The organism is Streptomyces sp. NPDC002403 (assembly GCF_053593015.1).
Window position 1 is genome coordinate 87,015 of sequence record NZ_JBSFBQ010000016.1, and the last position, 22,378, is coordinate 109,392.

24 protein-coding genes and 2 pseudogenes are annotated in these 22,378 nt (G+C 69.9%); 16 read left to right on the plus strand and 10 right to left on the minus strand.

Annotation, left to right across the window (positions count from 1 at the left end; translation table 11 throughout):
* Position 1: 1 nt before the first annotated feature.
* Positions 2–733 carry a BPL-N domain-containing protein gene (locus ACWCPY_RS19620; protein ID WP_451266547.1) on the plus strand — a complete coding sequence of 244 codons (732 nt, stop codon included), beginning with the start codon at positions 2–4 and terminating at the stop codon, positions 731–733.
* 176 nt (positions 734–909) lie between these two features.
* Here the strand turns inward: ACWCPY_RS19620 and ACWCPY_RS19625 are convergent, their stop codons facing one another.
* Positions 910–1,098 (minus strand): hypothetical protein, encoded by a 189-nt coding sequence (locus ACWCPY_RS19625; protein ID WP_451266549.1) that lies wholly within the window; start codon positions 1,096–1,098, stop codon positions 910–912.
* Between the two features lie 153 nt (positions 1,099–1,251).
* Between ACWCPY_RS19625 and ACWCPY_RS19630 the strand changes: the two genes are divergently transcribed.
* Entirely contained in the window at positions 1,252–1,929 is a 678-nt protein-coding gene (locus tag ACWCPY_RS19630; protein WP_451266707.1) for a response regulator transcription factor, read from the plus strand.
* Between the two features lie 3 nt (positions 1,930–1,932).
* Positions 1,933–3,309: a HAMP domain-containing sensor histidine kinase gene (locus ACWCPY_RS19635; RefSeq protein WP_451266551.1), complete on the plus strand. Its 1,377-nt coding sequence runs from the start codon at positions 1,933–1,935 to the stop codon at positions 3,307–3,309.
* A gap of 220 nt (positions 3,310–3,529) precedes the next feature.
* Here ACWCPY_RS19635 and ACWCPY_RS19640 read toward each other — a convergent pair whose 3' ends face one another.
* A complete protein-coding gene (locus tag ACWCPY_RS19640; protein WP_451266553.1) occupies positions 3,530–4,183 on the minus strand; it encodes a TetR/AcrR family transcriptional regulator in 654 nt (217 codons plus the stop codon).
* Positions 4,184–4,428: 245 nt separating this feature from the next.
* On the opposite strand from ACWCPY_RS19640, the gene ACWCPY_RS19645 reads away from it, so the two are divergent.
* Positions 4,429–5,049, plus strand: coding sequence for an SRPBCC family protein (locus tag ACWCPY_RS19645; protein ID WP_451266555.1), 621 nt, complete (start codon positions 4,429–4,431; stop codon positions 5,047–5,049).
* A gap of 115 nt (positions 5,050–5,164) precedes the next feature.
* Entirely contained in the window at positions 5,165–6,115 is a 951-nt protein-coding gene (locus tag ACWCPY_RS19650) for a MerR family transcriptional regulator (RefSeq protein WP_451266557.1), read from the plus strand.
* 125 nt (positions 6,116–6,240) lie between these two features.
* Here ACWCPY_RS19650 and ACWCPY_RS19655 read toward each other — a convergent pair whose 3' ends face one another.
* Positions 6,241–7,104: an SDR family NAD(P)-dependent oxidoreductase gene (locus ACWCPY_RS19655; protein WP_451266559.1), complete on the minus strand. Its 864-nt coding sequence runs from the start codon at positions 7,102–7,104 to the stop codon at positions 6,241–6,243.
* A 123-nt stretch (positions 7,105–7,227) separates the two neighbouring features.
* Here ACWCPY_RS19655 and ACWCPY_RS19660 point away from each other — a divergent pair, with 123 nt between their 5' ends.
* From ACWCPY_RS19660 to ACWCPY_RS19700, 9 genes and pseudogenes are all read left to right on the plus strand, one after another.
* Entirely contained in the window at positions 7,228–7,944 is a 717-nt protein-coding gene (locus ACWCPY_RS19660) for a TetR family transcriptional regulator (RefSeq protein ID WP_451266561.1), read from the plus strand.
* A gap of 53 nt (positions 7,945–7,997) precedes the next feature.
* Complete coding sequence (locus tag ACWCPY_RS19665) at positions 7,998–8,468, plus strand: MarR family winged helix-turn-helix transcriptional regulator (RefSeq protein WP_451266563.1); 471 nt, start codon at positions 7,998–8,000, stop codon at positions 8,466–8,468.
* Positions 8,465–9,883 carry an MFS transporter gene (locus ACWCPY_RS19670; protein ID WP_451266565.1) on the plus strand — a complete coding sequence of 473 codons (1,419 nt, stop codon included), beginning with the start codon at positions 8,465–8,467 and terminating at the stop codon, positions 9,881–9,883. The genes ACWCPY_RS19665 and ACWCPY_RS19670 overlap by 4 nt, the downstream gene beginning before the upstream one ends.
* Before the next feature lie 54 nt (positions 9,884–9,937).
* Positions 9,938–10,558: a cysteine hydrolase family protein gene (locus ACWCPY_RS19675; RefSeq protein ID WP_451266567.1), complete on the plus strand. Its 621-nt coding sequence runs from the start codon at positions 9,938–9,940 to the stop codon at positions 10,556–10,558.
* Between the two features lie 264 nt (positions 10,559–10,822).
* Complete coding sequence (locus ACWCPY_RS19680) at positions 10,823–11,338, plus strand: toxin-antitoxin system HicB family antitoxin (RefSeq protein ID WP_451266569.1); 516 nt, start codon at positions 10,823–10,825, stop codon at positions 11,336–11,338.
* A gap of 82 nt (positions 11,339–11,420) precedes the next feature.
* Positions 11,421–12,266 (plus strand): DUF4097 family beta strand repeat-containing protein, encoded by an 846-nt coding sequence (locus ACWCPY_RS19685; protein ID WP_451266571.1) that lies wholly within the window; start codon positions 11,421–11,423, stop codon positions 12,264–12,266.
* 95 nt (positions 12,267–12,361) lie between these two features.
* Positions 12,362–13,348, plus strand: coding sequence for an ATP-binding cassette domain-containing protein (locus ACWCPY_RS19690; RefSeq protein ID WP_451266709.1), 987 nt, complete (start codon positions 12,362–12,364; stop codon positions 13,346–13,348).
* Between the two features lie 35 nt (positions 13,349–13,383).
* A pseudogene (locus ACWCPY_RS19695) lies at positions 13,384–14,025 on the plus strand (ABC transporter permease); the annotation flags it as partial.
* 285 nt (positions 14,026–14,310) lie between these two features.
* Positions 14,311–15,087, plus strand: a complete 777-nt coding sequence (locus tag ACWCPY_RS19700; protein ID WP_451266573.1) for an aminoglycoside adenylyltransferase domain-containing protein — start codon at positions 14,311–14,313, stop codon at positions 15,085–15,087.
* Between the two features lie 71 nt (positions 15,088–15,158).
* Here ACWCPY_RS19700 and ACWCPY_RS19705 read toward each other — a convergent pair whose 3' ends face one another.
* The 3 genes and pseudogenes from ACWCPY_RS19705 to ACWCPY_RS19715 all read right to left on the minus strand — a co-directional run bounded on the left by ACWCPY_RS19705 (position 15,159) and on the right by ACWCPY_RS19715 (position 17,207).
* On the minus strand, positions 15,159–15,668 hold the full coding sequence (locus ACWCPY_RS19705) for a GNAT family N-acetyltransferase (RefSeq protein ID WP_451266575.1): 510 nt from the start codon (positions 15,666–15,668) through the stop codon (positions 15,159–15,161).
* Between the two features lie 242 nt (positions 15,669–15,910).
* Positions 15,911–16,179: pseudogene (locus ACWCPY_RS19710) on the minus strand (arginine deiminase family protein); the annotation flags it as partial.
* A 323-nt stretch (positions 16,180–16,502) separates the two neighbouring features.
* The gene (locus tag ACWCPY_RS19715) at positions 16,503–17,207 is read right to left on the minus strand and encodes a 2-phosphosulfolactate phosphatase (protein ID WP_451266577.1); all 705 of its coding nucleotides are present in this window, start codon (positions 17,205–17,207) and stop codon (positions 16,503–16,505) included.
* A 621-nt stretch (positions 17,208–17,828) separates the two neighbouring features.
* On the opposite strand from ACWCPY_RS19715, the gene ACWCPY_RS19720 reads away from it, so the two are divergent.
* Together ACWCPY_RS19720 and ACWCPY_RS19725 are read left to right on the plus strand one after the other, a co-directional pair.
* Positions 17,829–18,422, plus strand: a complete 594-nt coding sequence (locus tag ACWCPY_RS19720) for a hypothetical protein (RefSeq protein ID WP_451266579.1) — start codon at positions 17,829–17,831, stop codon at positions 18,420–18,422.
* A 118-nt stretch (positions 18,423–18,540) separates the two neighbouring features.
* Complete coding sequence (locus tag ACWCPY_RS19725; protein ID WP_451266581.1) at positions 18,541–19,140, plus strand: DinB family protein; 600 nt, start codon at positions 18,541–18,543, stop codon at positions 19,138–19,140.
* Between the two features lie 38 nt (positions 19,141–19,178).
* Here the strand turns inward: ACWCPY_RS19725 and ACWCPY_RS19730 are convergent, their stop codons facing one another.
* The 4 genes from ACWCPY_RS19730 to ACWCPY_RS19745 all read right to left on the minus strand — a co-directional run bounded on the left by ACWCPY_RS19730 (position 19,179) and on the right by ACWCPY_RS19745 (position 22,088).
* Entirely contained in the window at positions 19,179–19,301 is a 123-nt protein-coding gene (locus ACWCPY_RS19730; protein ID WP_451266583.1) for a hypothetical protein, read from the minus strand.
* A gap of 12 nt (positions 19,302–19,313) precedes the next feature.
* A complete protein-coding gene (locus ACWCPY_RS19735; RefSeq protein WP_451266585.1) occupies positions 19,314–20,300 on the minus strand; it encodes an alpha/beta hydrolase in 987 nt (328 codons plus the stop codon).
* A 235-nt stretch (positions 20,301–20,535) separates the two neighbouring features.
* Positions 20,536–20,970: a cupin domain-containing protein gene (locus ACWCPY_RS19740; protein ID WP_451266587.1), complete on the minus strand. Its 435-nt coding sequence runs from the start codon at positions 20,968–20,970 to the stop codon at positions 20,536–20,538.
* Positions 20,971–21,341: 371 nt separating this feature from the next.
* Complete coding sequence (locus tag ACWCPY_RS19745) at positions 21,342–22,088, minus strand: SDR family oxidoreductase (protein ID WP_451266589.1); 747 nt, start codon at positions 22,086–22,088, stop codon at positions 21,342–21,344.
* Positions 22,089–22,378: the final 290 nt, after the last annotated feature.

A 22,378-nucleotide genomic window follows, 5' to 3' on the forward strand; every position in this document is an offset into this window, starting at 1 on the left:
CATGAAGCCGGCGAGGGAGAGTGCCGGGAAACCGCTGGGGGAGGCTTCCCCGACACCCGCCGACGCGACCACCGGTCACCGCCGCCTGGCCCTCGTCTACCGGGGACCGGCCTCACAGCCCGGCTGCCCCGAGGCGGTCGCGGAGCTCCTTGCTTCGACCCCATGGGATCTGGACGTCCGGTTCATCGGGCCCGACGAGGTGCTTCCGTTGACGGCCCGGACCCTGGCCCGCGCCGCGCTGTACGCCCAGCCCGGCGGCGGCACGCTCTCGTCCGCCTACCGGATACTGCGGTGGCAGCGCCGGGCGGTACGCGACTTCGTGCACCTCGGCGGGCGCTATCTGGGCTTCTGCCTCGGCGGCTACCTCGCCGGAGCCACCCCGGGCTTCGGCCTCCTGCCCGGCGACACCGACCAGTACATCTCCTCCCCGGGCGCCACGGTCCACGACGAGCGCGACACGGTGATCCAGGTGACATGGCGGGGCCGCCCGCGCACCGTGTTCTTCCAGGACGGCCCCCTCTTCGTCCTCGCCGAGGGGGCCGACGCGAGGATCCTCGCCACCTACGACAGCGGAGCCGCCGCCGCGCTCGTGACCCGGTACGGCGATGGCCGCGTGGCGGTCACCGGACCACACCCCGAAGCGACCGCGGACTGGTACGCGGACCACGGCCTGCCGATTCAGCAGACCCTGGACCTGGCCCAGGAACTGGTGGAAGCCGTGATGCAGGAGTGACGACGAAGGTGGAAGCCGTGATGCAGGAGTGACGACGAAGGGGGAAGATACAGGAGTGACGGCATGACGCGGAGCGCAGAGCAGCGTGCGTGGCCGGCCCGGGATACGGACCGGTCACGCACGCTTCTCGATACCTTCAGTTGTTCCGGTTGGTCACGCTGCCACTCAGCCGCCGTTCAGCGGAGTGGGTGATCGGCGACGCGCGATGTACGGGCCAGGCGAGCCCGTTCCTCGATCTCGTCCTCACGGCCGGTCTCACGCCGTCCGGGTTCACGCCGTCCGGTCTCACGCCGTCCGTCGGACCGCCGGTCGTCCCGCCGCTCGCCCTCGTCCCTGCCCCTGCGTCCGTCTCTGAGGTCGCTCATCGTTCCTCTCCTCGTCCGAGTGGGCCATCTCCGATTGACACCCCCAGCCTGTGGCCGGGGCACTGAGAAGAGACTGAGAGCCGGCTCGCGCCTCAGCGTCCTTTCAGGAAACAGCGATTCCGGCCCGGAGCTATGGTGGACGGAGAGGTCGCCATGCGGATGCTGATCACCGAGGACGAGCCCGCGCTCGCCGATGCGATCGCCGACGGACTGGCCACGGAGGGCTTCGTCGCCGACATCGCGCACGATGGAGCGGACGGACTGTGGCGGGCCCTGCACGAGCCCTACGACGTCATCGTGCTGGACATCATGCTGCCCGAACTGTCCGGGTACGAAGTCCTGAAACGGCTGAGGGCGGCCAGGATCTGGACACCGGTGCTGATGCTCACGGCGAAGGACGGCGAGTACGACGAGGCGGACGCCCTCGATCTCGGTGCCGACGACTACCTGAGCAAGCCGTTCTCCTACGTGGTCCTCGTCGCCCGCCTGAGAGCCCTGCTGCGGCGCGGCGCACCCGCCCGGCCCGCCGTACTCACCGCCGACGACCTCACCGTGGACCCCGCCCACCACCGCTGCCGGCGCGGGGAGCACGACATCAACCTGACAGCAAGGGAATTCGCCCTCCTGGAGTACCTGCTCAGGCACGCCGACGAGGTGATCAGCAAGACGGACATCCTCACCCACGTCTGGGACGAACACTTCGACGGCGACACCAACATCGTCGAGGTGTACGTCGGCTACCTCAGACGCAAGATCGACGCCCCGTTCGGCCGTCGGACCATCGAAACGGTTCGCGGCGCCGGCTACCGACTCCACAGCACCGCGAGATGATCCATGGCCGCCGTCGTCCGCTCCTGGTGGGCCCGCCGGTCGTTGCGGCTGAGGCTGACCGCCGCCGCAGCCCTGGTCATCGCGGCCGGACTGGCCGGTGCCGCGCTGCTGCTCGTCGTCTGGCTGCACGCCAGCCTGATCAAGGAACTCGACCAGACCGCACTGCAACGCGCCCAAGTCGTGGCCGCGGACGAGGACAACAACCGGATCAGCGCGGAGGTACCGGCCACCTCCCACGCGGAAGCCGCCGTACAGGTCGTCGATGCCGCGGGACACGTACTCGCCAGCTCGGCCAACCTGCGTGGCCTGCCACGGGTGTTCACCTTCCCGGCCGACCGGTCCGGGACCCCGCGCGCCCACACCGTCCACGGCATTCCCGAGCACGATTACGGAACCTGGCGCGCTGTCGGCATTCCCGCGGGCACACCGCACAACCCCGTGACGGTGTATGTGGCCCTGCCCACCGAGAGTGTCGACCACGGTCTGTCACAACTCACCGCGGGCCTGGCCACCGGCGTACCCGCGGTCGTCGCCCTGCTCACCGGCATCGTGTGGCTGCTCACCGGACGCGCGCTGCGGCCCGTGGACGCGATGCGCGCCCAGACCGCCGAGATCACCGGAACCGACCTGAGCCGCCGCCTCGACGTACCACCCGCCAACGACGCGCTCGGCCGACTGGCCACGACCTTCAACGACCTGCTCGGCCGCCTGGACGCCGCGACCCGGCGACAGCGCAGGTTCGTCGCGGACGCCGCCCACGAACTGCGCAGCCCCCTCAGTACCCTGCACACCCGCCTCGAAGTCGCCCACCACCACCCGGAATCCGCCCGTTGGCAGACCCTCGCCCCCGACCTCCTCCGTGAAACCGAACGGCTCAACCACCTCGTCGACGACCTCGTCCAACTCGCCAGGCTGGACGCCCGGCCCCGGCTGCGGACCCGGCCCGTGGACCTGGACGAGATCGTCTTCGCCGAGGTGCGCGAGGCGCGCAGCCGCACCCGCCTGGTCATCGACCAGCACGCCGTCGGCGCGGCACGCCTGACCGGCGACGAGGACGCCCTCGCCCGCGTCGTACGCAACCTCCTCGACAACGCCCTGCGTCATGCCGCGACCCGCATCGACATCAGTCTCCGTACGGTGCACAACACCGCACACCTGGTCGTCGCCGACGACGGCCCCGGCATTCCGGAGGCCGACCGCGAGCGAGTCTTCGGCCGGTTCACCCGCCTGGACGACGCCCGGACACGGGACACCGGCGGCAGCGGACTCGGCCTCGCCATCGTCCGCGACATCGTGACGGCCCACCACGGCAGCACGCACATCGAGGACAACCGTCCGGGGACCCGGATGGTGGTCCTGCTGCCGGCGGAGGAGCCGTAGGTCCTGTCCGGCGGATCATCCGAAGGCGAGTCCCGGCGGCGGAGTTCGGCGATCCCGGGCGTGGTCGCACGGGGCGTTCACGGCTGGGTGCGGTCCGGTGGGCGATGGCGAGTCCGTCGCACGGGACGGCCGGCCACGCGGATGCGGGCCATGACGGTCTCGAAGGGGCCGGGCCCGTCGGGAAGATCCCACCGGGGCGAACCGGTGCGGGCTGGTGACGTCAAGCCCGCTGTGCAAGCAGGTCATCGAGTTCGGCTGCGAAGAGCAGGGCGGGGTCGAGCCCCATTCCCGAGAAGTGACCGGCGAGTTCCAGGGACAGGACGCCGTGCAGCCGGGTCCAGAAGGTCAGGGCCCGGTGAAGGGCCGCGGGCGGGGCGGGGTGGCCTTCGGCCCAGTCCCGGTGTTCTTCCAGGTGGGCGCCGAACGGTGTCGCGGGGCCGTCCGGGGTGAGGGCCGCACAGGCGTCGAGCAGGGTGGCCATGATCTGCGAGGAGATCCTGGTGGTGTCCTCGGGGGCGTGGTATCCGGGCACGGGGGTGCCGTAGATGAGGAAGTAGCGCTGGGGGTCGGCCAGGGCCCACTCGCGCAGCGCATGCGCCAGCCCGGTCACGTCGGCGCCGGCGGCGAAGGCCGTGCGGAAGGTGTCGGCGAGACTCTGGTACGCGTCCCGGATCAGCTCGGTGATCAGCTCGTCGCGGCCGGCGAAGTAGCGGTAGAGCGCGGGGCCGCTCACGCCCATCTGTTTGGCGACCGCGTTGAGGGAGAGCGCGGGCACTCCTGCCGCGGCGATCTGTTTCCAGGCGTGTTCCTTGATCTCCGCGCGGACCTGGGCGCGGTATCGCTCCCGAGGGGTCCTCGGATCCGGCTCTCCCACGGCCCGCCGCCTTTCCTCTTCTCTCCGCTACATCTTCAAGGTTTCGTTAGAAGCTATCACGCGAGGTCTTGACTCTCCATCACATCGCTAGTTATAACTTCTAACGAACATGCAGGCTTCTAGCTCGTTCGGGGTGCGCCGCACGGCTGCCCCGCTCGCCGCCCCGTCCGACGGCAGACATCCGCCCGACAGTCGTGGCGCACTCGACAGACAGCTCCCGCCCGGCAACCGACAAGGGGAACACCATGCCCGGTATCCGCACCGTCCTGTTCGCCGTCCCGCTCGCCCTTTCCGTCCTCGGCGCCACTGTCGCACCCGCCGGAGCCATCCCCCACCACACCGGCGCATCCCTCACCTGCCACGGGGAAGGTGTTGATCCCGATGCGCGTGTCCGCCACAGGACCGAGACCCTGATCCACGCGCCGTTGCGTACGGTCTGGAAACTGCAGACGGACGTGGCGCGTTGGCCGTCCTGGCAGGCCTCCGTCAAGACTGCGGAACGCCTCGACCACGGCCCCCTCCGGAGGGGCTCGGCGTTCCGGTGGACGACCCCGATACCCCCCAATCCCGCTACTCCGGCGACCGAGCTGCAGATCACCTCGACCGTCGAGCAGCTCGGGCCCAACTCCTGCATCCGCTGGACCGGCCCCGCGATCGGTGAGGGGCTGCGCATCGACGGCGTCCACGTATGGAACTTCACCGCGGTCGAGGGCGGCGTCCGTGTGAGCACCGAGGAAACCCACTCCGGTGCCCAGGTCGACGCGGATGTGCCCACCGCGACGGAGATCCTCCGCCAGGGCCTCGAAGCATGGCTGCGCGAACTGAAGACCGCTGCCGAGGCCCGCAGCGACGGCCGGCCGTCCTGACGGTCGGCGGGAACCACGTGATGTGTGCTCAGCGGCTCGGAGGGCGTCTCGGCCGCGGCCCGGCCGGAGGAATAGCCTTGAGTCTCCAGTGACTGGAGACAGCAGAGTTGGGGACATGGACGTCACGACCCTCTACTCGATCGGGGAGCTTTCCCGGCGGACCGGATTGTCCGTGAGGACCATCCGGTTCTACTCCGATTCGGGGGTGGTGGCGCCGACCACTCGAAGTCCCACCGGCTATCGGCTCTACGACCTCGACGCACTGCTTCGTCTGGAACTCCTGTGCACGCTGCGCGAGTTGGGCATGGACCTGGCCACGATTCGACGGGTACTGGACCGCGAGCTCTCGTTGGCGGAAGTCGCCGCGGCGCACGCCGACGCCATGGATGTCCGGATCCGGGCCCTGCGACTGCGTCGGAGCGTTCTGCGAGTCGTGGCCGGACGCGGGTCCGATCCCGAGGAGATCAAGCTCATGCACAGGCTCACGCAGTTGTCCGGTGAGGAACGCCGGCGTCTGATCGACGATTTCATGGAGGGCACCTTCGGATCGGCGGATGCCGACCAGGCCGCGGCGGCCATGGTTCGTGCCGCCACTCCCGACCTCCCCGATGATCCGTCCAGCGAGCAGGTCGCCGCGTGGGTGGAGCTCGCCGAGCTGGTCGGGGACGAGGAATTCCGGGCCCGGATGCGCCGGGCGGCCATGCTCCGGGCCGCCGGGAGCCCGCTCGCCATCGAGAGCGAGGCCGGTGAGGAGCTGATGCAGTTCACGCGTCAGAAGGTGGCCGAGGCCGTGGAGTCGGGCATCGACCCGCTCGGTGACAGGGGCACACTTGTCATCGACGACCTCGTGCGCCGCTTCGCCGAGGCTTTCGCGCGCACACCTGACACGGAGTTCCGGCACTGGATGGCCCAGCGCTTCGAAGAGGCACACGATCCCGGGGTGGACCGGTACTGGCGGCTGGTCTGGATCGTCAACGACTGGCAGGTGGTGCCGAACCCGGTTCCGGTGTACCCCTGGCTCATCCAGGCCCTGAGAAAGGACCACGGCGCACGGTCATCGCAGTGAAGACCGCCCCGACGGGTACGTCGCCGGCGCGGGCACCGAGGCGGATCGCGCCACCCGGGCCGGCGCCGTATGCCCGTGCCGACCGCTCCGCCTCATCACATGCGGTATCACCATGCCCCCGTCTGCTACACGGGGGCGGGCAGGTCGACCGGGTCCCGGTCGAAGTCGGCGGAACGGCTCACCGCTTCCCATGCGGCTGCTTCCTCCAGCTGGCCGCGTGAGTAGTCCTGCGCCATCCGGACGGCACCGGCCCCGACGATGAGGTGGGTGGGCGGGGCCGGGTGCTTGACCACGCGGACCAGGATCTCGCCGGCGCGCTTCGGGTCTCCCTGGGCGGCCGCGCCGCTGAACCGGCGCACCATCGCGCCGACCGTCGCGTCGTACTCCGGTGCGACGTCCGGGACCTGCATCGAGGCTCCGGCCCAGTCCGTCGCGAACCCGCCGGGTTCCACGACCAGGTACGTGATGCTGAACGGTGCGGTCTCGGCCGCGAGCACCCGGGTCAAGCCGTCCACGGCGAACTTGGCCGCCTGGTAGGACCCGAGGCCCGGCGTACCGCCGACGCGGCCGCCGATGGAGGAGAACTGCACGATCGTGCCGCCTCCCTGCGCCCTGAGGATCGGGAGTGCCGCCGTCGAGACGTTGTAGACGCCCCAGAAGTTGGTGTCGAACTGACGGCGGAAGTCGTCCTCGGGCGTGGTCTCGACGGCCGAGGCGTTGGCGTATCCGGCGTTGTTCACCACGACGTCCACCCTGCCGAACCGGCCGATCGCCGCCTTCAGGCCGGTCACGGCGGCCGACCGGTCGGTGACGTCGAGTGCGACGGGCAGCACGCGGTCGCCGTACTGCCGCACAAGATCGTCCAGTTGCTGCGGCTTGCGTGCCGTGGCGACGACGTTGTCGCCGGCTTCGAGGGCGGCGATCGCGAGGGCGCGGCCGAAACCGCGGGACGAACCGGTGATGAACCAGGTGTGGGTGTGTGCGTTCATAGCTCTAGCGAAACATGGTTGCGTTATTAGTGCAACACGGTTGCGCTAGCTTTGTGCGTCACCGCCACCGCGGCGGCGTGGTTGCGCACGGTTACTGAAACCCCGTTTCGTTAGGATGGGGTCATGACCAAGTCTGAATTCCTGCGCGCCCGCAGCCCGGAGGCCAAAGCCGCCCGCGAGGCCGAGATCCTCGCGGCAGCGGCACGCCTCGCAACGGCAAAGGGGGTGCGGGAGGTGACCATGACCGCGATCGCCGACGAGGTCGGCATGCACAAGTCCGCCATGCTGCGCTACTTCGAGACGCGCGAGGACATCTTCCTGCGCCTGGCCGGCGCCGCCTGGCGCGACTGGTCGGGTGCGGTGCAGAGCCGCCTCGGGGGCATCACGCCCTGCCCCCGAGGCGATGGGCGGCTGAGGGCCGGGACCGCGCGATCGGTCGCCGGTGCGCTGGCCCGGACGTTGGTGGCCCGCCCGCTCTTCTGTGACCTGCTGGCCCACACCCCGCTGAACCTGGAACGGAACGTCTCCACCGACACCGTCCGGACGTTCAAGAAAGGCGCCATCGCGGAGGTCACGGAAATCGGCGCCGCGCTGTGCGCGGTCACCCCGCTCGACATCGATCAGGCGCGCAGCGTCGTGACGACCGCCACCTCGATGGCCGGGGCCCTGTGGCAGATGGCCGCCCCCGGGACGCGGTTGCGCGCGTTCTACGAGACCGACCCCGAACTGTCCCACTCCGTCGTCGATGTCGAACCCCGGCTGACCGAGATCCTTGCCGCACTGCTCACCGGCTACGCCGCCGATGCCGATCACCGAGCCGCGAAGGGTGCGGAGTCCTAGGAGACTCCACAAGTAACTTGGCAAAGTTTCTTGTGGGGTTTTACGCTGGGGGCATGAACAGGAACCCCGGACCGCAGGAGTCCACCGCGGCCGCGCAACGCCTCAACGACGCGATCAAACGGCTTCGGGCACGGATGCGCGCGGAATCGGGCCAGCACGCCACCGGGCTGAGCGTCACGCAGCTCAGTGTGCTGGCGAGCGTCGTCCGTGAGGGCCCGATCACCGCGGCCCGGCTCGCCGCCGTGGAGCACGTCAGCGCCCAGGCCATCGCCCAGAGTCTGGCTGTGCTGAAGGCCGCGGGGCTGGTGCACGGCGAGCCCGATCCGAAGGACGGGCGCAAGAAGCTGATGAGCGCCGACCCGTCGGCGACCGAGCTGATCGACAAGCTGCTCACGGGTCGCGCCGTCTTCCTGGCGCGCGCCATCGAAAAGGTCGTCGCCCCGCACGAGCGCACGGACATGGACAAGGCGATCGAACTCCTCGAGCGGCTCGCCGACGCCGACGTGACCGAGGCCGCCCTATGACCACAGGCGCTGCCGAGACCGAATCCATACCGCCTGACCTCACCCACAAGCCCTTCGCCCGGACCTTCACCACGCCGTTGTACGTGGGCTCCAGCCTCAACCCGGTCAACAGCTCCGTCATCGCGACCGCACTCGTACCCATCGCGACCGAGCTGAATGTCGCGGTGGGTGCCACCGCTGTCCTGGTTTCCTCCCTCTACCTCGCCAGTGCCGTCGCCCAGCCGACGGCAGGCAAACTCGCCGAGGCCCTCGGTGCCCGCCGCGTCTTCCTGGCCGGCATCGTGCTCGTGCTGTTCGGTGGCGTGGTCGGCGGTCTGGGCCAGAACCTCGCGGTGCTCACCGTCGCCCGGGTCCTGATCGGAATCGGTACCTCGGCCGCGTTCCCCTGCGCCATGGTCATGATCCGGCGCCGCGCCGAGCAGGCCGGACTCGACGAACCACCCGGCGGAGTGCTCGGCGGGCTCGCCATCGCAGGTATGGCCACCGCCGCGATCGGCCCGCCCATCGGCGGCCTCCTCGTGGGAGCCGCGGGCTGGCGCTGGGCCTTCTTCATCAACATCCCCGTCACCGTGATCGCACTGCTGATGGCCCTGTGGCTGCCCAAGGATCCGCCGCTCGACCCCGCGGACAGCGGGCTCCGCCGGATCGCGCAACGGATCGACCTGATCGGCATCATCGGCTTCGCCACCTCGATGACCTCCCTGGTCGTCTTCCTGATGGTCCTGCCCCACATGCGGTGGGCGGCCCTCGTGGTCTTCGTCGTGGCCTCGGCCGCAACCACCTGGTGGGAGCTGCGCCGGACCGCGCCGTTCTTCGACCTCCGCGGCCTGGCCTCGAACGGCGCTCTGGCTCGCACCTACCTGCGACAGGCCCTCACCCTGCTCGGTGCCTACTCGGTGATGTACGGACTGACGCAGTGGATGGAAGCCTCCTACGGCCTGTCCGCCCTCCGGACCGGCCTGATGCTCCTGCCGATGGGTGCCGTATCCGCGCTGCTCTCGCGCCCGCTGGCCCGCCGCAACCTGGTACGTGGGCCGGTGGTCGCCTCCGCGCTGAGCATGCTGCTGGGTTCGATCGGCATCATGCTGCTCGACTCCGACAGTCCGGTGATCGCGCTCGTGCTCGTCTCGCTCGTCTTCGGAGTCACGACCGCCACGACCACCGTCGGCAATCAGACCGCCCTCTACCGGGCGGCACCGGCCGACCGGATCGGAACGGCCTCGGGCCTGTTCCGGACCTTCGGCTACCTGGGCACCATCACCTCATCCGTGATCGCCGGCATCGTCTTCCGTGACGGCGCCGACGACCACGGACTGCACAGTCTCGGCCTCGTGCTCGTCGCGGCGGGGCTCACGGTCCTGCTGCTGACCGTCCTGGACCGTGACCTGATGCGCCGCCACCGCGCGGCTGCCTGACCCGCACCTACCCCAACCACAACCACCTCGCCCTCCCCAAGGAGAAGCGCCCCTATGACCACTCCCACCGTCCCGGACTTCGCGCCCGAGCGGACTGCGCTGCTCGCGATGGACTTCCAGAACGGCATCGTCCCGCTCGCCCCCGAGCCCGAGGCCCTCCTCGCGCGGGTGAGAGATGCGATCGCCGACATCCGTGCCGCCGGCGGCACCGTCGGCCATGTCCGCGTGGGATTCACGCAGGACGACTGGGAGGCGGTACCCGACCGCAACAAGTCCTTCAGCGCGGTCGCGTCCGCGAAGGCCATGCACCACGAGCTCGACGCCACACAGATACACGATCAGGTCGCCCCGCAGGACGGCGACATCGTCGTCCGCAAGATCCGCTACGGTGCGGCCTCGACCACAAATCTGCACGAGCAGCTGGCCGACCGCGGCATCGACACCCTGATCCTCGCCGGGATCAGCACCAGCGGCGTCGTCCTGTCGACCCTCATGGATGTCGCCGACCGCGACTACCGCGTCTATGTCCTGTCCGACGGCGTCGCCGACCGGGACCCCGAAATCCACCGGATCCTGATCGACAAGGTCTTCCCGACCCGCGCGCACATCATCGACACGTCCGGGCTGCGCGCCATACTGCGGGCGGCCTCGCGACCGGCCCGGCCGGCGCGCTGAGGCAGACCTTGCACAACGGGGCAACCTGCATGGCGTCACCACATGGCGCCACCACATGGCGCCATGCGGTGTCGAGTGGTGTCACTTGGTGCCATGCGACGCCATCCCATGGCTCACGAGGTGGGTGAGTGCATAGGCCGCCACGGCGGATCGGCTCGCCTGCTTCTGTATTTCCGCAGGTCAGGGCCATGTTCCTTGCAGTGGCCGCCTGTGAGGTGCCATGCGGGCTTGCAGGTGGTGCCATATTGGTGCCATGATGACGCCATGGACCTCACCCCGTATGTCGACACCCTCCGCCGCGAACTCGCGGTGGCCGCCGAAGCCGGCGGGGAAAGTGCTCGTGAGCTGGCCGAGCGACTCACCGCTCCGCTGGAGTCGGCGACCCGCCTGACCATGCTCAACGTGCTCTCCGCCGCGATGGACGAGATCACCCGCGAGCTCGCTCCCGGCTCGGTCGACGTACGACTGCGCGGTGTCGACCCCGACTTCGTGGTGACGCTGCCGCCCGCCGGAGGCGGTCCCGCGGAGCCGGCCGCGCCCGTCGAACCGCTCAAGGCGCAGGCTCCGGTCGAGGGCGACGAGGGGGGCACCGCTCGCGTCAATCTGCGCCTGCCGGCCCACCTCAAAGCGCGCGCCGAGGAGGCCGCGAGCCGTGAGGGCCTGTCGGTCAACGCGTGGCTGGTCCGGGCCGTTTCGGCCGCGGTCGACGGTGGTGGCGCACCGCGTACGCCGGAGCGGACCCGCACCATCGGACAAGGCTTCACGGGCTGGGTGCGCTAGCCGCGCCCGCGCCCGCCGCACTTCACCCACACCACGTCCCACCAGCGGGGACGCCCCAAGGACTCATGAGGACGGTACAGCCATGCCTTCTTTCGACACTCCCGAGCCGATCTCGGTCACCGCTCACGTGGACGCCGGCTCCATCCGGTTCGGCGCGGGCGACCGCCACGACACGGTCGTCGAGGTGCTGCCCCGCGACCCGAAGCGGGACCAGGACGTGCGGTCGGCCGAGCAGACCGAGGTCACGTACGTGAGCGGTGTCCTGACCGTCAGGACGCCCAGGCAGCGCAACCTTTTCGGACGCACCGGCACCGTCGACGTGACGGTCGAACTGCCCACGGGCTCGCACGTCGACGTGAAGGGTGCCTGGGCCCAGGTGCTCGGCGAGGGTCGGCTCGGCGAGGTCCATGTGAAGATCTCCTCCGGTGACGTCCGCCTCGACACGACCGGGCCGCTCCAGCTGATCGCCTCTCACGGCTCGATCACCGTCGACCGGGTCGAGGGCATGGCCGACATCGCCACCAGCTCCGGCAGCCTGCGCGTCGGCACTGTCGACGGCCCCGCCGTACTGAAGAACTCGCACGGCACCACGACCGTCGGCACCGTGACCGGCGACCTGCGGGTGAACGGTGCCAACGGCGACATCGACATCACCCGCGCCGGGGGCCCGCTGGTCGCCACCACCGCCCACGGCACCCTGCGCGTCGCCGAAGTCGCCCGTGGCCGCGTCCAGTTGGAGACCTCCTACGGCGCCATCGAGGTCGGCATCCGCGAGGGGACCGCCGCCTGGCTCGACGTCAACTCCGCCCATGGGCAGGTGCGCAACACGCTCGCCTCCTCCGAGGCCCCGGCGAAGACCGAGGAGACCGTCGAGGTCCGCGCCCGGACCCGCCACGGCAACATCGACGTACGCCGCGCCCGTCTCTGAGCGCCGCCCGCCCGGCCCGCTCACCAGCTCGCTCCCACCTCTCCAGACCCAGTCGCTTCAGCCTCCGAAAGGGAGGGCCCGTGCCTTCTTCTGTCATGCCCACGTCCAGCCAGGGTGACGGTCGGCAGTCGCCCGACGCCGTCTCCGTCGTCGGTCTGCGCAAGTCGTACGGTGACAAGACCGTGCTCGACGGCATCGATCTGCACATTCCGGCCGGTTCCGTGTTCGCGTTGCTCGGGCCCAACGGCGCCGGCAAGACCACCACCGTGCAGATCCTGTCCACGCTCATCACCGCCGACGGCGGCCAGGCCGAGGTCGCGGGCCACGACGTCGCCACGGCACCGGACGGGGTGCGCGCCGCGATCGGTGTCACCGGGCAGTTCTCCGCCGTCGACGGCCTGATCACCGGTGAGGAGAACATGCTCCTCATGGCGGACCTGCACCACCTCACCAAGCACGAGGGACGGCGGGTCGCCGCAGAGCTGCTGGAGCGCTTCGACCTCACCGAGGCCGCGAAGAAGCCCGCCTCCACCTACTCCGGCGGCATGAAGCGCCGCCTCGACATCGCCATGACCCTGGTCGGCGACCCGCGGATCATCTTCCTCGACGAACCCACCACCGGCCTCGACCCCCGCAGCCGCCACAACATGTGGCAGATCATCCGCGAACTCGTCACCGGCGGCGTCACCGTCTTCCTCACCACCCAGTACCTGGACGAGGCCGACGAACTCGCCGACCGCATCGCTGTTCTCAACGACGGCAAGATCGCCGCCGAGGGCACCGCGGAGGAGCTGAAACGGCTGATCCCCGGCGGCCACGTCCGGCTCCGCTTCACCGACCCGTCCGCGTACCGGTCCGCCGCCCTCGCGCTGAACGAGGCCACCCGGGACGACGAATCGCTGTCGCTGCAGATCCCCAGCGACGGCAGCCAGCGCGAACTGCGCTCCATCCTCGACTGGCTCGACTCGGCCGGCATCGAGGCGGACGAGCTGACCGTGCACACCCCCGACCTCGACGATGTGTTCTTCGCCCTGACCGGCTCCGGCGTGCCGAGCCAGAAGACCAAGGAGAATGTCCGATGAGCTCCCTCTCCCTCGCCGTACGCGACTCGTCGACGATGCTGCGCCGCAACCTCCTGCACGCGCGGCGCTATCCGTCCCTCACCCTGAACCTGCTGCTCACGCCGATCATGCTGCTGCTGCTCTTCGTCTACATCTTCGGCGACGTGATGAGCGCGGGCATCGGCGGCGGTGGCGCGGACCGGTCCGAGTACATCGCCTACCTCGTGCCGGGCCTCCTGCTGATGACCATCGGCAGCACCACGATCGGCACCGCGGTGTCCGTCTCCAACGACATGACCGAGGGCATCATCGCCCGCTTCCGTACGATGGCCATCCACCGCACCTCGGTGATCACCGGGCACGTCATCGGCAGCGTGCTGCAGTCGATCGCCAGTGTGGTCCTGGTGGGCGCCGTCGGCGTGGCCATCGGCTTCCGCTCCACCGACGCCACCGCCCTGGAATGGCTCGCGGCTTTCGGACTGCTCACACTGTTCGCCCTGGCACTCACCTGGATCGCCGTCGGGATGGGCATGGTCAGCCCGAATGCCGAGGCGGCCAGCAACAACGCGATGCCGCTGATCTTCCTCCCGCTCATCTCCAGCGCCTTCGTCCCGATCGACGCGATGCCGGGCTGGTTCCAGCCGATCGCCGAGTACCAGCCCTTCACGCCCGCCATCGAGACCCTCCGCGGCCTCCTGCTCGGCAGCGAGATCGGCAACAACGGGTGGATCGCGGTCGGTTGGTGCCTGGCTCTCTCCGCGCTCGGCTACTACTGGTCGAAGGCGGTCTTCAACCGCGACCCGAAGTAACCGGGACGCCCGAGGGCGGCGCACTCCGACACCACGTCGGGGCGCGCCGTCCCGTCCGGGTTCACGGTCTTCCGCGTTCAGGGCGTGTCGAGTGCCGCCCGGAACGTCTCCACCGTGCAGTGGCACATCGGTGAGTGATGCATCGGTGAGCCGCCCATATGATCGGCTGCGTGGATGCCGGAGTTCAAGCGCCTTCCCATGTCGTCGCGTACGTCCGCCGAGGTCTCGGCGGTCCTCACCGAAATGCGTTCCGATCTGATCGGCGTCTATCTGCATGGTTCGGCCGTGCTGGGGGGCTTCGACGCTGACAGCAGTGACGTGGATGTGCTGGCGGTCGTCGCCGGGCAGGGCACCGAGCGCGACCAACGGGCCCTGGGCGCGGCGGTGGTGGAGACCACTTCGCGGTGTCCCGGCACAGGGTTGGAGATGAGCGTCATCACCGCGGCCACCGCGGCCGACATCGGTTCCTGCCCGTTCGAGGTCCACATCCGCACCACCGCGACCGGGACCGCCGTCATCCCCGGGGCGGGCCATGCCGGTGACGCCGACCTGATCCTGCACTGCGCCGTGTGCCGGGACCACGCGCTCGCCGTCTGGGGGCCACCGGCGCAGGAGGTCTTCGCCCCGGTGCCGGCCGACCGCGTGCGTGCCGCGATGGTGAGCGAGCTGCGCTGGGCACTGGACCGTGCGAGCGCGACGTACGCGGTCCTCAACGCCTGCCGCGCGCTGCGATTCGCCGCCGACGGGCAACTGTGCTCCAAGCTCGACGGCGGCCGGTGGTACCAGGACCCTCACCGGAACGACGCGGTGGTCACCGCGGCCATCGCCCATCAACGCGATGGACTTCCGGGGCCGACGGCATCCGCCGCCACCGCGTTCGTGGCGGCGCCAATCCAGGAAGCGGCCCGAACGGATCAGGCCCTCCGGAGCGCTCCGGAGGGCCGTATCTGAACGCCCCGCCGACCTGCCGGGATCCCTGTCGGGACATCCGTCGGTCACGACCGGCACACGGCAATCGACGTTCAGCCCCGGGCCCCGGCCGGGGCGGTGAACGAGATCCAGGTGTCGGGCGGCAGGTCCGGGCGCCCCGGGACCGGCCTGAGTTCCTCGGTCCACGCCTCGCCGGCGACCTCGGTGGCAACGCGACGCCAGAAGGCGACCGCGGTCGCGTTGTCCTGCTGAAAGGCGACCTCCCACGGTCCCGGGTGCTTCGCCACGACCTCCCGAACGGCACACAGCCCGATCCCCGTCCTGCGTACTCCACGCACCACGAAGAAGCTGTTCAGCACGCGTGTCGGGCCGGCCAGGCCGCGGACGAGGGCGAGACCGACGGGGGACCCGTCCGCGGTCAGGAGGTAGGGCGCCCAGTCGGCCAGGGTGAGGGCGGCGTGGAGCCGATCGCTTCGGAAGGTGCCGTCCGGGCCGGGCAGCTCACCGCTGTACTCCGACAAGTCATGTCGGAACAGCAGCCAGAGGCGCTCCAGTATCGGCCGGTCGGCCGGATCGGCGAGGCGCACGGATACATCGGTCATGAATCTCCTCCATGTGCAGCGGTGCGGTGCGGTTCGGTGGTGCGGCGGGCATCACGGTGCTTGCCCGACCGGCCCGTGAAAGGTCCGGGACATCAGCCCCTGATCGGTCCAGGGCATGAAAAAAGCCTCCCTGGTGGAGGCGAGGCCCGGCCGGGAAGGCGTAAGTGCTGACAGGGAAGCTATCACGCTCACCGACGGACAGCGAGGGCGGCGTCGGCCGGCCGGCACATCACGGTCCGGGGTCAGTACTCCACGGGTTCGCGGATGATCGGGCAGGTCATGCAGTGGCCGCCGCCCCGGCCGCGGCCCAGTTCGGCGCCGACGACGGTGATGACCTCCACGCCCGCCTTGCGCAGTTGGGTGTTGGTCCGGTGTTGCGGTCGTAGGCGAAGACCACGCCGGGCTCGACGGCGACAGCGTTGTTGCCGCTGTCCCACTGCTGGCGCTCCGAGGCGTACGCGTCGCCCCCGGTCTCGACGACCCGGAGGGCGGGCAGTCCCAGTGCCCTGGCGCGCCCTCGGCGGGCGCCGGGCGTCAAGCGCCGCGCGCCGCCTCGGGCGCCTTCGGCGGCTATGCCCGTGGTCTCGGTCCGGTCCCGTCCGCCGCCGGGCTCACGATCCACCAGGGGCACGACATGGGGCAACCGTCCTTGCTGGAAGCGCATCCGAGCGCCGGATACCCTCGGATCCGGGTGTCTGGGCCGCCGCTGTCACACCTTCTGCCGCGCGAAGCCGCCATCGGCGCCACTCCGCCCAGCCGCCTGCCGCCGCCCCGAACCACCCTCATCGGGAGGTGCGGTTGATGCCGCATGCCCGACCGGACGCCGGCGCTCGCTCATCGGATCGAGGTGACGTCGGCCGGCGAAGGCACGGCGCACGGGCGCAGGACCATGAGCGAGTCCTCCAGGGCCGCCACCATGGCAAAGGGAAACCGGTCGAGCTCAAGACAGAGCGCGACGTCATCGGGATGGACTCCTTGACGCACCCCCTCCGCCAGCTCGGCGGCGGCGCGCGACTCGGCAGCGCGGCGAAGGAACCCAGCGGCATCCGTCCCGGCCTCGGTTGCTCTCCGGGCGATGTACTGAGCGCACGCCAGATCCTCATCGGCCTGTCCGTCTTCGCCGGTGACCACGAACGTGACGTCGTCGCTGCCGTGTGCCCGCAAGAGCCGAGCCGTTGCCTCCGCCACCACGAAGCCGGCGCACAGCACCAGCGAAGCGTCCTTGACCGCAAGGGCGCCGACCGTCCCCGCCGTGGTCTTCTGCACAACGGTCCGTCCGCCAAGGTCGACGGACCGCAGCAGGCCCGGCGAGTTGACCATGTCGAACCCGGGCGCAGCCGGCCCGTCCTTGAGCGCCACTCGATCCGGATGGCGGGCCTTGAGTGCCAGAGCGTCGTCCAGCGACTCGGCGAGAATGATCTTTTCCGCCCCCTGGGCAAAGGCCCAGGCGGCCACGGTGAAAGCACGCATGACGTCGACTACGACCGCCACGGACGGGTCCTCGGCCAGCTCGGTGATGCCAACGAAACGAGTGTCCATTCCGATCATGATCGCGCACACTCGCCTCGAATCAGCCGGAGAGTGACTCACGTCATACTGAGGGCCTCGAAATGCGACGCCCTCGACTGCCTGCGCCGCAAAGGTGGTTCGCAACAACACGCCTGCCCCCGACGACGCGCTGCGCGAAGCCTGACGTCTGGCACGGAAGAGACCACGACGGTTTCGGTCGCGGACCTTCGAGCACAGGCTGAGGTAGCTCCCTTCGGACGGCCCGGCCCCGGAGTCCCAAAGGCGAGCGCCTATGAATATCCGCCCCACGACTGCTCGTTCCGATGCCGCGGTACACCACGTGTGGCGGCTGCCTGCTGCCGACGCCATGCGGGGGCACCGCGCCCTCTGGTGGAGCGTCGGGCCGGCCGGGGAGCTTGCGGTCCTGCTGGTCCACCGGCGGTACCTCGATCACAGCCGCTACGTCAAAGGGTGGATCGGGTGGGGGCCGGCGGTCCCGTTCACCGGTGAGCTGGTCACCATCACAGGGCAGGAGGAGCGGCGCACCCCGGTGAAGGAGATTCGGATTCGGCCCAGCCACTTGGCCCTGCTCCCGGATTCCCGATTCCTGCTGGTGAGCGGCCGCACGTCCCGGAACCGGACCGATGGTCCATGGGCGACCAACGCCGTGGTGTTCTCGCCGTCGGGGACACCCGAAGCCGAGGTCTGCGTCGGCACGGCATCTCTGCCCTGGTCACCGACATCCACGGCGGCATCTGGACGGCCTACGGAGACGAAGGCATCTACGGCGGCCACCCAGAGTCGGCAGCGGGTCTCGCGGGCTGGAACACCCGGGGCCGGACGACCTGGGTCCCCGAGGGACGACTGCCCGACCACCCACTGGAAGGCTGCACCGCCGCGACCGAGAACGAAAAGGTGTGGCTCGTCTGGTACTCCGGCAGCAGCAGGGGCAGCACCTTCCTGACACACATCTCTCCGGACACCGGTGAGGTGGACAGCTGTCCCAGCCCCGTGCCCGGTCCGGACGGATTCGCGGTCAGCGGCAACCGGGCAGTACTCACCCGCCGGAACCACAACAAACGGTCCGTCGAGCTCGTACGTGCCGCCTTCGACGGCACCACCTGGGCCGTGACCAGCCGCCGCACGCTTCGCGTTCCCGGGCGGGTGGTCATGCGCTGCGGCCAGGGCCGCAACGGCTCCCTCTGGCTCCGCGCAGGCAATACCTGGCTGCGCATAGAGGCATGAGCACGTGCGACGTCACGGGATATCGGAGGTTGAGGAACGAGCTCGGCGCCCGTTCCCGAACCCCGATGTCCCGTTCCGTCGAGCCTGATTGTCAGTGCCGGGTGGAAGACTGCCCGGCGTGATCGAACCGAATCCGAAAGCAGACCTTCTCCGATACCTGCAGGAGGGGCGTGACGCCCTGATGTGGAAGCTCGATGGACTCTCGGAGTACGACATCCGCCGCCCGCTGACCCCCACGGGCACGAACCTGCTGGGACTGGTCAAGCACATCGCCGGCGTGGAGCTGGGGTACTTCGGTGACACGTTCGGGCGGCCGTTCTTCGCCGCGGACCCGCCGTCCTGGTGGTATACGGAGGACGCGGAACCCAACGCGGACATGTGGGCCACCGCGGACGAATCGCGCGAAGACATCGTTGGGCTGTACCACCAGGCGTGGGAGCACTCCAACAGCACGATCGCGACGCTGGAGCTCGACGCGATCGGACATGTCCCGTGGTGGCCGGAGGAGCGGCGGGAGGTGACACTGAACCACATCCTGGTGCGCGTGATCTCCGATACGCAGCGGCATGCCGGCCACGCCGACATCGTGCGGGAAATCATCGACGGATCCGTCGGGTGCCAGGAGGGCAACGACAGCATGCCACCGGAGGATCGGGCGTGGTGGGAGAAGCACCGGCGCCGGCTGGAGCGCGCAGCGAGCGAAGCCGGTAACGGCTGATTCTGCCCCGATCCCACCCCGACGCCGACGCCGACGGCTCAATGGTCCTTCTCGGTGGGTACGGCGATCCGGTTCCGGGCCGTGGCGTCGTCGCAGAGGAGCTCGTCACCCTCAAAGGTGGGTGTCTCGGCGCTGCGGGGGAACATGGCCTGCTCGTACATGGCTTGTCCTCGTCATCGGAGCGCATTTCCCCCGGCGCGTGCGGCAAGGGAGACCCGGAGGAAATCGAGGATCTCCACCCGTGCGGCCTCGGCCTGCTGCGCGATTCCCGGCATGCTGAGGAACGCGTGGCCGGCTCCGGGGTACTCGGTCAGCCGCGTGGGTGTACCGGCCGCTTGCAGCCGTTCGGCGTAGCGGCGGCCGTGATCGGCCACCGGGTCGTGCGTCGGCACGACCACGAGCGCGGGGGCGAGCCCGTCGAGGCCGTCGGCGTACAGCGGCGATAGCGCGCGGGGGTCGGTGCCCGGTGGGACGGCGAGCCGCTGGAACAGCCGCAGTTGGGGCAGGGCGAGGGCCGCGGTGCGGGCATGCTCGGTCATCGAAGCGTGGTCGAGCATCGTCCCGGTCACATCGACAGCGGGATTGACCAGCACCTGCGCCCGGAGCCGCAGACCGGACTCCCTGGCCCGGATCGCCACCAGGGCACTGATCAACGCGCCGCAGCTCTCTCCGAAGAGGGCTGTCCGTGCCGGGTCGATGCCCCACTGCGCGGGGTGTTCCAGCACATGTCGCAGGACGTCCCAGCCGTCGTCGACGGCCGAGGACAGGGGGGTGTCCGGGGCGAGCAGGCGGTGCTCGACAGAGACGACGACGGCGGGCAGCCGGGCGGCGAGGTGGCTGTTGACCCAGTCGCACTGCAACGCCGTGCCCACGAACCCTCCTCCGTGCACATGGAGTACGAGGGGCAACTCGGCAGGGCCGTCGTTCTTGTCGTCACGCCCGGGGAGCGGCCGGTACACCCGGACCGGGAGCTCGCGGCCGGGCAGTGCCACATCCTGCCACCGGATCGCGGCTCCGGGATCCGGATCCCCGGTGATCGCCCGTGCCGCATCGGACGCCCGGAAGCGGTTCTCCGCGTCGCGGTAGGCGACCAGGTCCTGGGGCGTCATCGTCAACCAGTCCGGCTCCGGCGGCCGTTCCGTAGCAGTGGCCTCGCTCATAGCTCCTCCTTGGACAGGTTCGCGACCTGAGATCGCTGACCTACGCCGTAGGTTTACGCGGCGCACGATAGTTCCTACGGTGTAGGTTTCGCAAGGAGTTGAGTGACCCCGACCGGACGTGCCCGGAGCACCTCGCAGTGGCGCCTGCCGTAACGCCCGTCGTTCAGTCCCTGTCCCCAGCTGCGCGGAAGGTGAGTGTCCGGGCTCTGCTCGATGCCCCGGTTGCCTGCGGCGACTACGCGAAGTCGCAGCCCGGATCGGGGGCGTCCTGGGAGAAGGGTGCACCGTGCGGCAGAACGTAGAGGACGTCGAGAACGACGTCGGTGCTGCCACGGTTCCGACCGATGTGCACGTGGTCGACGCCCGGTGGCTCCTGGAGCGAGCTTCCCTCGGGGTACACACCGTCCGAGACGCAGCCGGCAACGAAGTGGCTCAGGGTTCCCTGCCTGACACGGCCGTACAGTGTGCCGTCGTGATAGTGCCACCCCGTCCCCTGACCGGGTGGAATGGTGATCTCGCGCAGCACGTGGTCCCGGTCGCCGATGGTGGTCCGGGCGATCGTCTTCCCTGTGACACCGGGTCCGCCCGGAGTCGCCCGGGCCGTTCCGCAAAGGGAGAACAGGGTGAGGAGCACGGCGCTGATCGCTCCCGGGCGTGATGGGTCGCGCATGACGGTCCTTACGGGGGAGGCGGTACGTTGGATGATCGCCCAGCGCGGTCGCGTCCCGGGTGCGTGAGTCGAGGAACGCGGCGATCCTGCTCGGGTCGGACGCCCGCACGGCCCTGCGAACGCCGTTGCCCGATGCCGCTGTCCGCCGCATGAAGGCCGGTGCGAGCGGCGAGCAAATGCCGTCGCTCATCGAGTAGTTGCCCGATCGGCAGCGCCGCGTCGCTGAAATCGGTGGGCCTGCGGACCGGACACCGCCTCGGTGCCTCGCGCACGCTCACGTGGTGCGGCGCGGGGCGTGGTCGATGAGGTTGCGCGGTACGTCTGCCTGACGGGCCGCGCTCTGAGGGCCCGCGCGGGCCACCCCGGGGAGCTCATGCCTGCCGGGCGAGCCAGTCATCGAAGCGGGTGCCGGTCGTCTGCGCGTCGGGGCCGGGCAGGAGCGTGGTCTCCTCCAGTTCGGTACCGAAGTACGTGGCGTGCGGATCGGTCACGACGGTGCGCGGGTCGTCCTTCGCGGCGAGGCCCTTGCGGATGAGTTCGTCCAGCCGGAAGGTGTCGGGGCCCGCCACCTCCACCACCCCGTTGACGGGGGCGCCGACAGCCGTGCGGCCCACCGTGACGGCCACGGCGTCGGAGTGGATGGGCTGGATCTTGACCGGGGCCAGGCGCACGGTGTCGCCGTCGGTCGCCTCGGCCGCGATGCCCTTCATGAACTCGAAGAACTGCGTGGCATGGACGATGGAGTACGGAATCCCGGACGCCTTGATCAGTTTCTCCTGCGCCTGCTTCGCACGGAAGTACCCGCTCTCCTGGAGGCGCTGGGTACCGACCACCGACAGGGCGACGTGGTGGGTCACACCGGCCTCGGCCTCCGCCCTGAGGAGGTTGGTGGTCGAGGTTCGGAAGAACTCGATGACGGCGTCGTCCGCGAACGAGGGGGAGTTGGACACGTCCACCACCACCTGGGTGCCCTCGAGGACTTCGGCGAGACCCTCACCGGTCAGCGCGTTGACGCCGGTGCTGGGCGCGGCCGGAACCGCCCGGTGGCCGTGCTCGTCGAGCCAGGCGACCAGCTTCGAGCCGATGAGTCCGGTACCGCCGATGACTGCAACCTTCATGAGGGGAATCCTCTCGGGAGATTCTTGGGATGCGCGCGGCCCGAGGGCCGACGCTCTCGGGGTTAGGGTGTTCCCGGCCGAGGCGACGAGCACGGTCGGCAGCCCGTTGGCCTCCGTCCGCAGGAGCTCCGTCCCGGGCCGGAAGCGCGGCGCGAACGCCACGAGGTACCCGCGTGCGTACGTCCGACGACCGGATCTTCGCGGCACCGCGTACCCACCACCGGTGGAGCACCAGGGCCGCCGGTTCCACGGCCCCGGCCCGCGCTCCGCCCGCCGCGCCGCTGATGATC